This window comes from Aureimonas phyllosphaerae (assembly GCF_900113065.1).
GTDB lineage: Bacteria > Pseudomonadota > Alphaproteobacteria > Rhizobiales > Rhizobiaceae > Aureimonas > Aureimonas phyllosphaerae.
This window is the reverse complement of record NZ_FOOA01000007.1, coordinates 1-13791: the sequence shown is the minus strand read 5'-3', so window position 1 is coordinate 13791 and position 13791 is coordinate 1. Positions and strand designations below refer to the sequence as shown.

The 13791-nt window shown below is 69.9% G+C and carries 15 protein-coding genes and 1 tRNA gene; 4 read left to right on the top strand and 12 right to left on the bottom strand.

All coding sequences use genetic code 11. From position 1 onward, the window contains the following. The first annotated feature begins 47 nt into the window (after nt 1–47). Nucleotides 48–134, top strand: a tRNA-Leu gene (locus tag BM175_RS10435). Between the two features lie 29 nt (nt 135–163). Here BM175_RS10435 and BM175_RS10430 read toward each other — a convergent pair. Both BM175_RS10430 and BM175_RS10425 read right to left on the bottom strand, forming a co-directional pair. Next, nucleotides 164–1699, bottom strand: a complete 1536-nt coding sequence (locus BM175_RS10430; RefSeq protein ID WP_090962802.1) for a fumarate hydratase — start codon at nt 1697–1699, stop codon at nt 164–166. Continuing rightward, nucleotides 1699–2526, bottom strand: a complete 828-nt coding sequence (locus tag BM175_RS10425) for an HpcH/HpaI aldolase/citrate lyase family protein (protein ID WP_090962800.1) — start codon at nt 2524–2526, stop codon at nt 1699–1701. Before BM175_RS10425 ends, BM175_RS10430 begins: the two co-directional genes overlap by 1 nt. A gap of 218 nt (nt 2527–2744) precedes the next feature. Here BM175_RS10425 and BM175_RS10420 point away from each other — a divergent pair, with 218 nt between their 5' ends. Further along, nucleotides 2745–3893, top strand: a complete 1149-nt coding sequence (locus tag BM175_RS10420; protein ID WP_090962798.1) for a CaiB/BaiF CoA transferase family protein — start codon at nt 2745–2747, stop codon at nt 3891–3893. Between the two features lie 64 nt (nt 3894–3957). After that, a complete protein-coding gene (locus BM175_RS10415) occupies nt 3958–4713 on the top strand; it encodes an SDR family oxidoreductase (protein ID WP_090962796.1) in 756 nt (251 codons plus the stop codon). 4 nt (nt 4714–4717) lie between these two features. On the opposite strand, the gene otnI is transcribed toward BM175_RS10415, so the two are convergent. The 8 genes from otnI to budC form a co-directional block, all read right to left on the bottom strand. Then, entirely contained in the window at nt 4718–5494 is a 777-nt protein-coding gene (gene otnI / locus BM175_RS10410; protein WP_090962794.1) for a 2-oxo-tetronate isomerase, read from the bottom strand. A gap of 19 nt (nt 5495–5513) precedes the next feature. Continuing rightward, entirely contained in the window at nt 5514–6164 is a 651-nt protein-coding gene (gene otnC / locus BM175_RS10405) for a 3-oxo-tetronate 4-phosphate decarboxylase (protein WP_244545956.1), read from the bottom strand. Then, entirely contained in the window at nt 6161–7429 is a 1269-nt protein-coding gene (gene otnK / locus BM175_RS10400; RefSeq protein WP_090962792.1) for a 3-oxo-tetronate kinase, read from the bottom strand. The genes otnC and otnK overlap by 4 nt, the downstream gene beginning before the upstream one ends. After that, nucleotides 7430–8377 (bottom strand): L-threonate dehydrogenase, encoded by a 948-nt coding sequence (ltnD, locus tag BM175_RS10395; RefSeq protein ID WP_342029242.1) that lies wholly within the window; start codon nt 8375–8377, stop codon nt 7430–7432. Between the two features lie 99 nt (nt 8378–8476). Beyond that, nucleotides 8477–9313 carry an HTD2 family dehydratase gene (locus BM175_RS10390; protein WP_090962788.1) on the bottom strand — a complete coding sequence of 279 codons (837 nt, stop codon included), beginning with the start codon at nt 9311–9313 and terminating at the stop codon, nt 8477–8479. Continuing rightward, a complete protein-coding gene (locus BM175_RS10385) occupies nt 9313–10479 on the bottom strand; it encodes an acyl-CoA dehydrogenase family protein (RefSeq protein WP_090962786.1) in 1167 nt (388 codons plus the stop codon). Before BM175_RS10385 ends, BM175_RS10390 begins: the two co-directional genes overlap by 1 nt. Nucleotides 10480–10618: 139 nt before the next feature. Then, nucleotides 10619–11197, bottom strand: a complete 579-nt coding sequence (locus tag BM175_RS10380; protein ID WP_090962785.1) for a transglycosylase SLT domain-containing protein — start codon at nt 11195–11197, stop codon at nt 10619–10621. Nucleotides 11198–11299: 102 nt separating this feature from the next. Next, the gene (gene budC, locus BM175_RS10375; RefSeq protein WP_175526823.1) at nt 11300–12064 is read right to left on the bottom strand and encodes a meso-2,3-butanediol dehydrogenase; all 765 of its coding nucleotides are present in this window, start codon (nt 12062–12064) and stop codon (nt 11300–11302) included. A gap of 275 nt (nt 12065–12339) precedes the next feature. Between budC and BM175_RS10370 the strand changes: the two genes are divergently transcribed. Beyond that, nucleotides 12340–12483: a DUF1127 domain-containing protein gene (locus BM175_RS10370; RefSeq protein ID WP_090962781.1), complete on the top strand. Its 144-nt coding sequence runs from the start codon at nt 12340–12342 to the stop codon at nt 12481–12483. A 563-nt stretch (nt 12484–13046) separates the two neighbouring features. Here BM175_RS10370 and BM175_RS10365 read toward each other — a convergent pair. Together BM175_RS10365 and BM175_RS10360 are read right to left on the bottom strand one after the other, a co-directional pair. Beyond that, entirely contained in the window at nt 13047–13235 is a 189-nt protein-coding gene (locus tag BM175_RS10365) for a hypothetical protein (protein ID WP_090962779.1), read from the bottom strand. 100 nt (nt 13236–13335) lie between these two features. Next, the coding region (locus BM175_RS10360) for a methyl-accepting chemotaxis protein (protein ID WP_244545955.1) at nt 13336–13791 on the bottom strand (456 nt) is incomplete at its 5' end.

The window sequence follows — 13791 nt, the reverse complement described above, 5'->3', positions numbered from 1 at the left end:
CGCTTTTCTGGCAAGAGGATCGCGGCGCGGCCAAGGCGGCGCCCGCTGCGGGCGTGGCGGAATTGGTAGACGCAGCGGACTCAAAATCCGCCGTCCTCACGGATATGTCGGTTCGAGTCCGACCGCCCGCACCATCCCCTTTCCACCGCGAGAACCTGCCGCGTCAGACCGGCACCGAGCCTTTGACGGTTACCGCCGGACGGCGCCACTGCGAGGGGCCAGTTCGGTGGATCGAGTTGCCCTCGGCATCGACCGCCACGGTGACCGGCATGTCCTCCACCACGAACTCGTGGATCGCCTCCATGCCGAGATCGGCAAAGGCGAGGACACGCGCCGCCTTCACGGCCTTAGAGACGAGATAGGCCGCGCCGCCGACGGCGATCAGGTAGGCCGCGCCGTAGCGACGGATGCTCTCGATCGCGGCGGGTCCCCGTTCGGCCTTGCCGATCATCACGAGAAGGCCGGTCGCGTCGAGCACGAGATCGGTGAAGCCGTCCATGCGGGTGGCCGTGGTCGGGCCGGCCGGGCCGACGACCTCCTCTCGCACCGGGTCGACCGGCCCGACATAGTAGATCGCACGGTCCTTCAGAGCGACCGGCAGCGGCTCGCCACGGCGGATCATGTCGACTATCCGCTTGTGGGCGGCGTCGCGCCCGGTCAGCATTCGCCCCGACAGAAGCAGCGTCTCGCCGGCCCGCCAGGTCGCCACCTCCTCGCGCGTCAGGCGGTCGAGATCGATGCGCCGCACACCGGCGCTCTGCTCGCCCATGTCGAGCTCGGGCCAGAGCGAGAGGTCCGGCGGGGTCAGCCGAGCCGGGCCGGAACCGTCGAGGGTGAAGGTGAGATGCCGGTCGGCGGCGCATTGCGGGATGAGGCCGACGGGCTTGGACGCCGCATGGCAGGGATGCGAGCGGATCTTCACGTCGACGACGGTCGTCAGGCCGCCGAGCCCCTGCGCCCCGATGCCGAGCGCGTTGACGCGCTCGTGGATCTCGAGCCGCATCTCCTCGATCGGCGAGGACGGGCCTCGGCGAAGGAGTTCGGCCATGTCGATCGGCTCGAGAAGGGCTTCCTTCGCCATCATCATCGACTTCTCGGCCGTGCCGCCCACGCCGATCCCAAGCAGCCCCGGCGGGCACCAGCCGGCGCCGAGCGTCTCGACCGTCTCGACCACCCAGTCCGACACGGAGGCCGCGGGCGCGAGGTTGGCGAACTTCGCCTTGTTCTCCGAGCCGCCGCCCTTGGCGGCGACCGTGATCGTCAGCGCATCGCCGGCCACGACGTCGAAATGCACGACGGCCGGCGTGTTGTCGCCGGTGTTCGTCCGGCCGAACAGCGGATCGCGGACGATCGAGGCGCGGAGCGGGTTGTCGGGGTCGGTGTAGGCGCGTGCGACGCCCTCGTTGATGAGGTCAGTGAGCGGGCGCGCCGTCTCGATGCGCGCGCCGATGCCGAGCTTGACGAAGACGTTCACCGTGCCCGTGTCCTGGCAGATCGGGCGCCGGCCGAAGGCCGCCATGCGCGAGTTGATCAGGATCTGGCGGATCGCGTCGCGCGCCGCGGGGCTCTCCTCGCGCTCATAGGCGGCGGCGAGGCTTCGGACGAAGCTCGGCGGGTGGAACACCGCGATGTACTGCAGCGCGTCGGCGACGGAGGAGACGAGATCCGCCTCCCGGATCGGGGCCCCTTGCGAACTCATCATCGTCCTCCCCGGCCCGCCCGCGCGGCGGCCGCCAAAATCGCCTGCGCGCGCAGGATCACCGGCGCGTCCACCAACTCGCCATCGAGCGACACGGCGCCCCCGCCCTGGCCGGCGTCGAGGACCCGCGCGGCCCAGGCGACCGCCTCGGCGTCCGGTGCGAACCCGCGCGCGGCCGGCGGAACCTGAGCGGGATGGATCAGGAGCTTTGCGGAAAAGCCGAGCTCGGCGGCATAGGCCGCGTCGGCCTCGATCAGGGCCTCGTCGCGCGTCGCCGCCGTGACACCGTCGATCGGGCCGGGACGAGCCTTGAGGCGGCTGGCCAGAACGAACTCGTGGCGCGCGGCGGCCAGCGCCTCGCGAGTCGGCCGGCAGCCGAGATCGGCGGCATAGTCGAACGTGCCGAAGGCCAAGCGCGCCGCGACGCCCGCGATCTCCCGAAGCTCGCCAAGCCCCAGCGCGCTCTCGACCAGTGCCACCACGGGCTTGCCCGACGCCTCGGCGACCCGCTCGACATCGCCCGCGCGCTCGGCCTTCGCCAGCATGATGCCCGCGATAGGCAGCCTTCGGGCGAGCGCGACGTCGGCCGCATGCCCCGCGTCGGCCACCGCGTTGATGCGCAGGAGAACGGCGCAGGGCGCGTCCGCGATCTTGGGTTTGGCAGCCTCGATCGCCTCGCGGGCACGCGCCTTCGCGTCCGACGCGACGGCGTCCTCGAGATCGAGGATCACCGCGTCGGCACCGGCCGAGAACGCCTTCGCGAAACGCTCCGGGCGGTCGCCCGGCACGAAGAGGAACAGCGCGGCGTCGCTGATCGTGGACGGCATGGGGTCTTTCCTGTCTCGTCGACACCACGGACCCGGGGGTTGTCGGGCCAGCGGCCGCCCGACGGGAAATAGGCTTTCGCGCTGGCAGTCATAGGGGATCCCTATGCGCTGCCGGCGCCCATATCGACGGGTTATGGAGCGTCTCGCGCATCGCTATTGGCGTGTGCGGCGCGTCCGTCGTTGAGTGCCAAGCATCCGAGAAACGAGAATCCGAGCCGATGAACACCGATCTCGAAGGTCTTGTCGTCGTCTCCGTCGAACAGGCGGTCGCGGCACCCTATGTGTCGAGCCGGCTGGCGGACGCGGGCGCGCGCGTCATCAAGGTGGAGCGGCCGGAGGGCGATTTCGCCCGCGGCTACGACCATCTGGTGAAGGGCGAGAGCGCCTATTTCGTCTGGCTCAACCGGGGCAAGGAGTCGGTCTGCCTCGACCTGAAGTCGGGGGCCGACAACGCGGTGCTCGCGCGCATGATCGATGCGGCCGACGTCTTCGTCCAGAACCTCGCGCCCGGCGCGATCGACAAGCTGGGATTTCCGCCCACTGAGCTCCGCCGCCGCAACCCGCGCCTCATCACCTGCTCGATCTCGGGCTATGGCGACGAGGGCCCGTATCGCGACCTCAAGGCCTACGATCTCCTCGTGCAGGCGGAGAGCGGCCTGTCGAACATCACCGGCAACGAGCACGGCATGGCGCGCGTCGGCGTGTCGGTCTGCGACATCGCCGCCGGCATGACGGCCTTCCAGGCGGTGCTGCAGGCGCTGATCGGCCGGGCGAAGACCGGCGAGGGACGGCACATCGACGTGTCGCTCTTCCACGCGCTCGCCGACTGGATGAACGTGCCGTACCTGCAATATGTCTATGGCGGCAAGGAGCCGGCGCGCTCGGGGCTCAACCATCCGACCATCGCGCCCTACGGCGCCTACGCCTGCCGCGACGGGGCCTCCGTCCTGTTCTCGATCCAGAACGAGCGGGAATGGGCCAATCTCTGCCGCGACGTCCTGCTGGTGCCGGAGTTGGCGGGCGATCCCCTGTTTTCCGACAACTCCCGGCGCGTCGCCAACCGCGAGAAGCTCGATGCGATCGTCACCGGTGCCTTCGCCATGGCCGACCGGCCGGAGATGATCGAGCGGCTGGAAAAGGCACGCATTGCCTATGGCCGCGTCAGCTCGATGCAGGATCTTGCCGACCACCCGCAGAACCGCTTCGTGACGGTCGAGACGCCGGCCGGCCCGGTCGCCTATCTCGCGCCCGGCGCGCGCTTCGACGGGCAGGACCCGGCGTTCCGTGCCGTTCCGGCGCTCGGGCAGCAGACCGAGGCGCTGCGCCGCGAATTCGCCCCCGCCGGCCGTGTGGAGGACGCGGCTTAAGCGGGCTCGCCGCGTCGGGGCCTTCCGCCATATGCTCTGCCATGATTTGGGAGGATCGCACGACATGACGGGACGGCTGGACGGCAAATCGGCGCTGGTGACGGGCGCGGCATCCGGGTTCGGCGCGGCGATCGCCAAGGCCTTCGCACGCGAGGGCGCCCGCGTCGTGATCATGGACCTCGACGAGGACGGCGGACAGCGCGTCGCGGGCGAGATTGGTGCAGCGGCGGCGAGCCTCAAGGGCGACGTGACGCGTCGCGAGGACTTCGAGCGCGCGGTGGCCGAGGCGACGCGGAACGGTGGACGGCTCGACATCCTCGTCAACAATGCCGGCTGGACCCATCGCAACAAGCCGCTGGAGGAGGTCACGGAGGACGAGTTCGACCGGGTCTACGCCATCAACGTCAAGTCGATCTACCACTCGGTCCAGGCGAGCCTGCCGGTCTTCTCGGCGCAAGGGTCGGGCGTCATCCTCAACATCGGATCGACCGCGGGCCTGCGCCCGCGCCCCGGCCTCACCTGGTACAACGGCTCGAAGGGCGCCGTGAACATGCTCAGCCGCTCGCTGGCGGTGGAGCTCTCCCCGCGCGGCATCCGCGTCAATGCCATTGCCCCGGTGATGGGCGCGACGGCGCTTCTGGAAAGCTTCATGGGCCTGCCCGACACGCCCGAGAACCGAGCGAAGTTCATCGCGACGATCCCGCTCGGCCGCCTGTCGGAGCCCGACGACGTCGCCGGCGCCTGCCTCTATCTCGCCTCCGACGAGGCCCGCTTCGTGACGGGCGTCATCCTCGAGGTCGACGGCGGACGGACGATCTGACCCGTCAACGCTGCGGCGCGAACCAGCCGAGGCCGGCGCGGGTGTCGCCCCGTGGCCGGTATTCGCAGCCGACCCAGCCATCGTAGCCCGCCGCGTCGAGCCGCTCGAACAGCCAGGGGTAGTTCACCTCGCCTTCGTCCGGTTCATGACGGTCGGGAACGGAGGCGATCTGGATGTGCCCGACCGTCCCCTGGTTGGCCTCGAACAGACGCCACAGGTCCCCGTCCATGATCTGGGCGTGGTATAAGTCCATCTGGATCTTGAGGTTCGGCTCGCCGATCTCGGCGACGAGGGCGTGCGCCTCGCTCTGGTGGTTGAGGAGATAGCCCGGCATGTCGCGCGTGTTGATCGGCTCGATCACGAGCGTCAGGCCGTCGTCGGCAAGGCGGCGCGCGGCGGCCGCGATGTTGCGCCGGTAGCGGTCGAGCGCCTGGTCGCGCTCGGTGCCGGCCGGCAGGAGCCCGGCCATCGCGTGCACCCGTCGGCAGCCGAGCGTCCGCGCGTAGCGCACCGCCGTCTCGACCCCTTGCGTGAACTCCGCCTCGCGGCCCGGCAGGCAGGCGATGCCGCGCTCGCCGGCCGCCCAGTCGCCCGGCGGCATGTTGAAGAGAGCCTGCGTCAGCGCGTTCTCGCGCAGCCGCTCGGCGATCGCCTCGGCCTCCCACTCGTAGGGAAACAGGAACTCGACGCCGGCAAAGCCCGCGCGCCCGGCCTCGGCGAAGCGGTCGAGGAACGGCACCTCGTTGAACATCATAGTGAGGTTGGCGGCAAAGCGCGGCATGGGTGGTGTCCTCCGATCGCTACCAGATGGCGCCGAACGTCTCGCGCAGCGGCTGGATCTCGTCCTCGCCGAGAACGCGCACCGGCCGTCCGTGGAGGAGAAGCGCGAGGCGCGCGGTCTCCTCGAGTTCCTCCATCGCGGCCTTGGCAGTGGCCAGCGTCGGGCCGGACACGACCGGACCGTGATTGGCGAGAAGCACGCTGGAGCGCGTATCCGCCATCCGCGCCACCGCCTCGCCCATCGCCGGATCTCCCGGCCGAAAGTAAGGCTGGAGCGGCAGCCGCCCGACGCGCATCACGAAGTAGGGGGTGATCGGCGGAATGCAGCTCTCCGCGTCCAGCCCGTCGAGGCAGGACAGGGCGACGGCGTGGGGCGCATGGAGATGAACCACGGCGCCGGTGCCCGGCCGGTTCTCGTAGAACGCGCGGTGGAGGACGGCTTCCTTGGTCGGCTTGTCGCCGGCCAGATGGTTGCCGTCCCAGTCGAGCTTGGAGATGCGCTCCGGCACGAGGTCGCCGAGCGCGACGTTGGTCGGCGTCATCAGCCAGCCGTCGTCGAGGCGCGCGCTGAGATTGCCGGATGTGCCGGGTGCAAGGCCGAGTGCGCGGAACTCCGCACCGATCCGCGCCATCTCCTCGCGCAGCGAGGCTTCGGCGGGCGACATCGTCATGCGAGGCGCTCGAAGGCGCGGGTCATAATGTCGGGCCCGCCGAAATTGCCGGATTTCAGCGCCAGCGCCAGCGGTTCGGCGGTGCCGACGCTCTGCGTCCAGGGCACGCCGGGATCGATCGTCGGACCGATGCGAAGGTTCGTCACGCCGAGCGCGCTCACCACCGCGCCGGACGTCTCGCCGCCGGCCACGAGGATCCGGCGCACGCCGCCCGCCTCGACCAGCCGGCGGGCAACGGTTGCGAGCGCATGCTCCACGCGCTCGCCCGACTGCGCCACGCCGTACCGTTCCTGCACCGCGCGCAGGCGCTCAGGCGGCATGCTGGCATGGATCAGCACCGGCCGGTCGCCGTCTCGGTCGGCGGCGAACGCCACCAGCGCATCGCTGTGGCCTTGCGCGTCCGAAAACAGCGCGTCGACGTCGACCGCCATCGCCGGCATATGCGCCCTCGCGTGCTCGACCTGCGCCAGCGTCGCGCGCGAGCAGCTGCCGGCGACGACCAGCGCCCGGCCGCCGATGGGATCGAGCCGGGCGGCGTCGCCCCTTGGCAAAAAGCCCGGAAAGGTCGCCGGGATCGTGAGGCCGAGGCCGGAGCCGCCGGTGACGAGCGAAAGGTCGCTCGAGCCCTCGGCGATCGCGACGAGATCGTCGTGGTCCAGCGTGTCGCAGACGGCGATGCCGACGCCCTCGCAGCGCAGCTCCGCGATCCGCGCGCGCACGCCCGCCGCGCCCCCGGCCAGCGCAAGATGGCTGACGAGGCCGACCTTGTGCCGCGTCTGCGGGGCGAGGACGCGCGGCAGGAAGGCGTCGCGCATCGGGGTGAGCGGGTGGTCCTGCATGCCGCTTTCGTTGAGGAGCACGTCGCCTGCGAAGAGATAGCCGTTGTAGACGGTGCGGCGGTTGGCCGGCAGCGAGGGCACGGCGAGCGTGAAGTCCTGACCGAGCGCGTCGAGGAGCGCGTCGGTCACCGGCCCGATATTGCCTTCCGGCGTCGAATCGAAGGTCGAGCAGTACTTGAAGAAGAAGCGCCCGGCGCCCCGGCCGCGCAGCCAATCCAGCGCCTCCAGCGACTGGCGGACGGCTTGCGCCGGCGCGACCGTGCGCGACTTCAGCGAGACGACCACCGCATCGCATGGCGTGTCGAGCGGCCCGTCCGGCACGCCGATCGTCTGCACGACGCGCATGCCGGCCGAGACGAGCTGGCTGGCGAGATCGGTCGCGCCGGTGAAGTCGTCGGCGATGCAGCCGAGAAGCGGCGCCGACATTCAGGCCGGGTCCTTGCCGTCGCGCGACGGCAGCGCGACACCGGGGAAGATCTTCACGACGGCCGCGTCGTCCTCGCGGCCGAGGCCCATGGCGGAGGCCTGCGTGAACATCTGCAGCGCCTGCGCCGTCAAAGGCAGCGGGAACTTACGGGCGTGGGCGCTGCCGTGGACGAGCCCGAGGTCCTTGACGAAGATATCGACCGCCGAGCGCGGCACGTAGTCGTCGTCGAGGATGTGGGGCACGCGGTTCTCGAACATCCAGGAATTGCCGGCGCTCGCCGTGATCACCTCGAACAGCGCCTTCGGGTCGCAGCCGCCAGAGATGCCGTAGGCCATGGCTTCGGCTGCGGCCGCGATGTGGACGCCCGCCAGGAGCTGGTTCACGAGCTTGACCTGGCTTCCAGCGCCGATCTCGGGACCGAGATCGAACACCTTGGCCGCCACGGCGTCGAAGGCGGGCCGGGCCTTCGCGAAGGCCGCCGGGTCGCCGGACGCCATGACCGTGATCTCGCCCGTTGCGGCCTTGGCGGCGCCGCCCGAGATCGGTCCGTCGATGAAGAGGAGCCCGGCCTCAAGGATCGGCCGGGCCAGCGCGCGCACGGCGTCGGGCGCGCAGGTCGCGCACTGGACGACGACTGAGCCGGGCGCCATGGCGCCCACCGCGCCGGCCTCTCCGAGAAGCGCGGCCTCCGCCTGCGCGGCGTTGACGACGACGCAGAAGAGAACGTCCGCCTGCGCGCCGACCTCGGCCGGGGACGCGGCGACGTGGCCGCCCTTGTCCGCGAAGGCCTTGCCAGCCGTGGGATTGGGATCGAAGCCCCATGTCTCGATGCCGGCGCGCACCAGCGACGCGGCGATGCCGAGCCCCATGGAGCCGAGCCCGACGACGCCGGCGCGGATCGGTTGCGTGGTCATCCCTTGAGGCCTCCCCTCCCCTCGAGAAACGATGCGTCGACCACGCGAATCGGCCGACACCCTGTCCCGTCAGCTTAGGCCGATCGATCGGGTCTGGCGAGTGGTCCGGTTTCCGGACCTCTCACGCTTGCGTCAGGCGAACTCGGCCTCGGCCGACATCGCGAGCGGCCCGCCGGGGCGCGAAGTCCAGAGCGACACACCGGCCTCGGTGCGCCGCGCATGAAGGCGCAGCCCGTCACCGTCGAAGATCGTCGACAGGCTGCGGAAGCGGAAGCGCCGGGGCGTCTGGCCGGCGATCTCGGCGGCGAGGAGGCAGAGAAGCGTCGCCTGCATCGGACCATGGACCACGAGACCCGGATAGTGCTCGACCTCGCGGGCGTAGCGCCGGTCGTAATGGATGCGGTGCCCGTTGAAGGTGAGCGCGGAGTAGCGGAAGAGGAGCGTCGGCGTGGTCTCGACGTCGCGGACCGTCTCGCCCTCCGGCGCCGGTTCGGCGGCCGGCGGCGCGGGGGCGTCGTCGCCGCGATAGACGAGCGTCTGCGTCTCGGCGACGCGGCTGTCGTCCCCGACCCGGATCTCGTGCTCGACGTCGATGAAGCAGAGCGGCCCGGTGCGGCCGATCTTCGGGGTGACGCCGGCGATGCGCGAGACGCGCGTCACGCGCTCGCCGACCAGCAGCGGCGCATGGAAGCGCAGGTCTCCCCCGGCCCACATCCGGCGCGGCAGCGGCACCGGCGGCAGGAAGGTTCCGAGCTGCGGGTGTCCGTCACCACCCAGAGCATCGGGCGGAAGGGCCGGCTGCGCGAGGCACAAATGGATCATCGGCGGGGCGGGCTCACCCTCGGCAGGGGGTGCACCCGGCAGCGCCAGCGTCGCGTGGAACTTCGCGGCGAGATCGGGCGTCAGCCAGTCCGCGCGCCGCTCCTCCCGCCCGATCCAGTCCCGCAGATGATCGAGGTTTTCGGGCATCAGAACGACCGCGGCAGGCCGAGCATGTGCTCGGCGACATAGGAGAGGATGAGGTTGGTCGAGATCGGGGCCACCTGATAGAGCCGCGTCTCGCGGAACTTGCGCTCGACATCGTATTCCGCCGCGAAGCCGAAGCCGCCATGGAACTGGATGCACGCGTTGGCCGCCTCCCAGCTCGCCTTGGCCGCCAGGTATTTCGCCATGTTGGCCTCGGCCCCGCAAGGCCGGCCGGCGTCGTAGAGCCGGCACGCCTCGTAGCGCATGAGGTCGGCCGCCTTCAGTTCGATGAAGCTCTCGGCGATCGGGAACTGGACGCCCTGGTTCTGGCCGATCGGGCGACCGAACACGACGCGCTCCCTGGCATAGGCCGTGACCTTATCGACGAACCAGTAGCCGTCGCCAATGCACTCGGCGGCGATCAGCGCGCGCTCGGCATTGAGCCCGGTCAGGATGTAGCGGAAGCCCTCGCCCTCCTCGCCAATGAGGTTCTCGGCCGGGATTTCGAGATCGTCGAAGAACAGCTCGTTGGTCTCGTGGTTGACCATGTTGCGGATCGGCTGGACGGCGAGCCCTCGCCCGATCGCCTCGCGCAGATCGACGAGAAAGATCGACAGGCCGTCCGACTTCTTCGCGACCCGATCGAGCGGCGTGGTGCGCGCGAGGAGGATCATCAGGTCGGAATGTTGCACGCGGCTGATCCAAACCTTCTGGCCGTTGATCACCCAGCGATCGCCCCGGCGAACGGCGGTCGTCTTGATCTTCGTCGTGTCGGTTCCGGCGGTCGGCTCAGTGACGCCCATCGACTGGAGCCGCAGCTCGCCGCTGGCGATCTCCGGCAGGAAGGTGCGGCGCTGCCAGTCCGACCCGTGCCGCACCAGCGTCGTCATGTTGTACATCTGGCCGTGGCAGGCGCCCGAATTGCCGCCCGATCGGTTGATCTCCTCCATGATGACGGAGGCTTCCGTCAGCCCGAGGCCGGAGCCGCCGTATTCCTCCGGGATCAGCGCCGCCAGCCAGCCGGCCTTCGTGAGCGCCTCGACGAAGGCTTCGGGATAGGCGCGCGCCTCGTCCACCTCGCGATGGTACTCGGGCGGGAACCCGGCGCAGAGCGCGCGCACGGCCTCGCGGATGTCGCCGTGCGCGTCGGGGGTCGACAGGGTGTCCATGGGCGCTCCGACAGAGAGGTCGCCCCCTTATGTCGGGCCCGACGCCCGGTTTGGCAAAGACGGATCGCGGCTGGCGGCCATAGGTCGAAGCTATGGCCGCAAAGCACCGGCTCCCCAGCCGATTGCCGGAACGGACGCGTCAGCAGCGCGCGAGCTGGGCGGCGTAGCGGCGGGCCATGTCCTGCGCCCGCTTGGCGCCGCGCAGCGCCTCCGGGCGGCTGCGCCAGACGCCGCGCTCGTAGCCCGCATGTCCGGAATGGTAGGCGAGGTAGAGGCGGTAGGCGTCGCTCTTGTCGATGCCGAGCCGGCGCGCGCTGTCGGCATGGTACCAGCCGATGAAGCGCACCGCGTCGGCAAAGTCGTTGCGCCGGTCGGCATGGCGCCCGGTGCGGCGCTGGTAGTCGTCCCAGGTGCCATCGAGCACCTGCGCATAGCCGTAGGCGGTCGAGATACGCTTGCCCGGTATGAAGCCGAGGATCCAGCGGCGCGGCGGTCGGGCGCGCGCCTCGAAGTTGGATTCCGCCTGGATCGTCGCCATCAGCACGTGGACCGGAACGCCGAACTCGGCGGATGCGCGCCGGGCATCGGCCCGCCAGTCCGACAGGAGCCCGTCGCGCTGGCTGAAGATGGCGCAGGCGTTGCCGGTGCTCTTCGGGGCCGAGGCGCAGCCGGCGAGCGCCAGGACGGCCAGAAGGCTCGGGATCGCTATGAAACGCATGGGCGTCCCCCTTTCGCGGGGGACGCTAGGACGCCCGACTTAATGGAGCGTTATCCCTGACCGGCCCTTACCCGGCGATCCACAATCGGAGCGGTCGCAAGCTCAGCGCAGCGGCGGCTGGCCGTTCGAGGCCGACAGGCCGCCGTCCACCGGCAGGTTGACGCCCGTGATGTAGTGGGCGTCCTCGCTGGCGAGGAAGGCGATGGCCCCGGTAATGTCGTCCGGCTGCGCGCCGCGGCCCATCGGGATCCGCGCCTCGAACTCGGCGATGAGGTCGGGCTGGTCCTGCATGCCGGCGGTGAGGCCGGTATAGGTGAGCGACGGGTTGACCGCATTGACGCGCACGCCGTTCTTCGCCTCGTCCAGGCTGAGCGCGCGGGTGAAGTTCGTCACTGCGCCCTTGGCCGCGCAGTAGAAGCTGTGGTTCCAGTCGCCACCGAGGCCCGAGACCGATGAGACGTTGACGATCGCCCCGCGCGAGGCGCGCAAGGCGGCGATCGCCGCGCGGCTCATCTGGACGACGCCGTAGAGATCGCTCTCGATCACCGTCGTGAAGGCGGAGAAGTCGCCCTCGTCGAGCTTGCCGAGATGGTCGACGCCGGCGTTGTTGACGAGGACGTCGATGCGGCCGAAAGCCTTGGTCGCGTGCGCCACCAGCGCCTCGCAGTCGGCCATCTGCGACACGTCGCCGGCCAGCGTCTCGACGCGCGCGTTCGAAAGGCTCGCTGCGACCTTCGACAGCCCCTGCGCGTCGCGGTCGTTGAGGACGAGCGTCGCCCCTTCCGCCGCGAAGCGCCGGGCGGCGCCCTCCCCGATGCCCGATGCGGCGCCTGTGATGATGACGACCTTGTCCGTGAAGCGTGCCATGTCGATGCGGTGCTTTTCGATTGCCGGAGGCGGCCCTTCGCCGCCTCACGAGATGCGAAGTAGAAGCCTTTGAAGCAAACAAGGGTTGCATCTGCGGCCAAACCCCGCGCCGGGCGCAAGGCTGCCTTGCACGGGCGAGATAGCGAGCGCCTGCATGGCTGTTCTGCGGACTTTGCGCTCCTTTCCGCAGTGCCGCGCGACTATGTTCCGGGTGTCGAAAGAAACGAGAGACGCGGCCACCATCGACGAGAGGCCGCACAGAAAGGGACCATCCCATGCGCTTCGCCAATGCCCTCCGCTCCTTCCGCAAGGCTCGCGAAACCGCCAACGAGTTGAATAGGCTGTCCAACCGCGAGCTCGCCGACCTCGGCATCTCGCGCTCCGACATCCCGGCCGTGGCCCGTCAGGCCAGCCGCTAACGGTTTTTGAAGGTTTCGCGTCGGCCACTCTCCTCCCAACGGCCGAAGCGGATCGAAGCCCGCGTTCCTCCCACGCTGGCTTTACCCATGACGCCCTGCCGGTCCTCCCCCGGCAGGGCGTTTTGCGTTCGGGGCAGGCGGTGCGATGCGAGACGGTGGCGGCCGAGGGATCGCAGCTTCGAAACTCGCGGGCGGCATAGACGCTTGTCGCAAGGACCCACGGTGGCTTCGTCGGCGGGATCGAAGCTCGGGCCATGAACGCCCGGCGGAAACGGATCCGGCTTCGCCCGCCGCACTGGCGAAAGGCGTCTTGGAAACTAATGAGGCTTCGAGTCTCCGTTCATCGGCCTATCCGGCGCCGCAGGCTGGCATGTCAGGTCTTGTCGGTCCGGGCTCGTACCGACGCGAGCAGCCTCGTCGAAGCGGACCAGCGCGGCTGACGATCTCATGCGTGCCGGCGAACGCGTTCACCCGGGGCGCCAGATCTGGCGTCCCGGGCGACAGTTCACCATCGTCATGACTCGATCCTCGAGGAAGTTCAGCCGAGCCCTCGGCTCGGCGCGTCAGTCGACCGGCAACGCCGCCGACTGAAGACCGATCAGGAGGTCGCGGATCGCAGCGGGTTGAACGGTCAGGGCGACAGCATCGCCCGACCCCGTCATGCCGAACACGGCGATCGTCCCGTCCTCGTGCGGCTCCACCCGCTCGACCCGGGCCAGGGTGACGCTCCTGAAGCGACGATCCTTTACCATTTCACTCCCTGCCCCACCCCATCGGTCGCGGACCGAAGACACATGCCTGCCTTCTGGACCGGCGGGCACCGCCGCCAGTCCTCCCACGGAAGGACGCCGCTCAGAACTCTTCCCAATTGTCCTCCAAAGCGGTCAAGGCAGCGTTACCTTGCGCGACCGGCTTCATCTGCACCATCGGGCGAGGCGCGGCGCGCTTGGCGACGTTCGCGGTCCGCTGGGCGGCGCGCTCGCTCTGGCGGGCATGGTTGGCGGTCGCCGCCGTCCTGAACTCGGCAATCAGGCGCGCAAGCTCGTCCGTCTCGTTCGCCAGCGTCTGCGCGGCCGCCGTCGCCTGCTCGACCATCGCCGCGTTCTGCTGCGTGACCTTGTCCATCTGGTCGGCCGCCGTCGACACCTCACGCAAGGACACCGCCTGCTCCTGCGCCCGGCGCGCGATCTCCGAGACGACGCGGCTGACGTCGCCGACCTCGGAGATGATCTCGGCAAGGCTCTTGCCCGAGGCCGAGACGAGCTCGACGCCCGAGGCCACCTGCTCACCCGACGCCTGAATGAGGTC

Bases quoted from the DNA above. Each gene is read 5' to 3' on its own strand.
- BM175_RS10430 (WP_090962802.1), bottom strand. From the start codon at position 1,699: ATGAGTTCGCAAGGGGCCCCGATCCGGGAGGCGGATCTCGTCTCCTCC.
- BM175_RS10425 (WP_090962800.1), bottom strand. From the start codon at position 2,526: ATGCCGTCCACGATCAGCGACGCCGCGCTGTTCCTCTTCGTGCCGGGC.
- BM175_RS10420 (WP_090962798.1), top strand. From the start codon at position 2,745: ATGAACACCGATCTCGAAGGTCTTGTCGTCGTCTCCGTCGAACAGGCG.
- BM175_RS10415 (WP_090962796.1), top strand. From the start codon at position 3,958: ATGACGGGACGGCTGGACGGCAAATCGGCGCTGGTGACGGGCGCGGCA.
- otnI (WP_090962794.1), bottom strand. From the start codon at position 5,494: ATGCCGCGCTTTGCCGCCAACCTCACTATGATGTTCAACGAGGTGCCG.
- otnC (WP_244545956.1), bottom strand. From the start codon at position 6,164: ATGACGATGTCGCCCGCCGAAGCCTCGCTGCGCGAGGAGATGGCGCGG.
- otnK (WP_090962792.1), bottom strand. From the start codon at position 7,429: ATGTCGGCGCCGCTTCTCGGCTGCATCGCCGACGACTTCACCGGCGCG.
- BM175_RS10390 (WP_090962788.1), bottom strand. From the start codon at position 9,313: ATGCCCGAAAACCTCGATCATCTGCGGGACTGGATCGGGCGGGAGGAG.
- BM175_RS10385 (WP_090962786.1), bottom strand. From the start codon at position 10,479: ATGGACACCCTGTCGACCCCCGACGCGCACGGCGACATCCGCGAGGCC.
- BM175_RS10380 (WP_090962785.1), bottom strand. From the start codon at position 11,197: ATGCGTTTCATAGCGATCCCGAGCCTTCTGGCCGTCCTGGCGCTCGCC.
- budC (WP_175526823.1), bottom strand. From the start codon at position 12,064: ATGGCACGCTTCACGGACAAGGTCGTCATCATCACAGGCGCCGCATCG.
- BM175_RS10370 (WP_090962781.1), top strand. From the start codon at position 12,340: ATGCGCTTCGCCAATGCCCTCCGCTCCTTCCGCAAGGCTCGCGAAACC.
- BM175_RS10365 (WP_090962779.1), bottom strand. From the start codon at position 13,235: ATGGTAAAGGATCGTCGCTTCAGGAGCGTCACCCTGGCCCGGGTCGAG.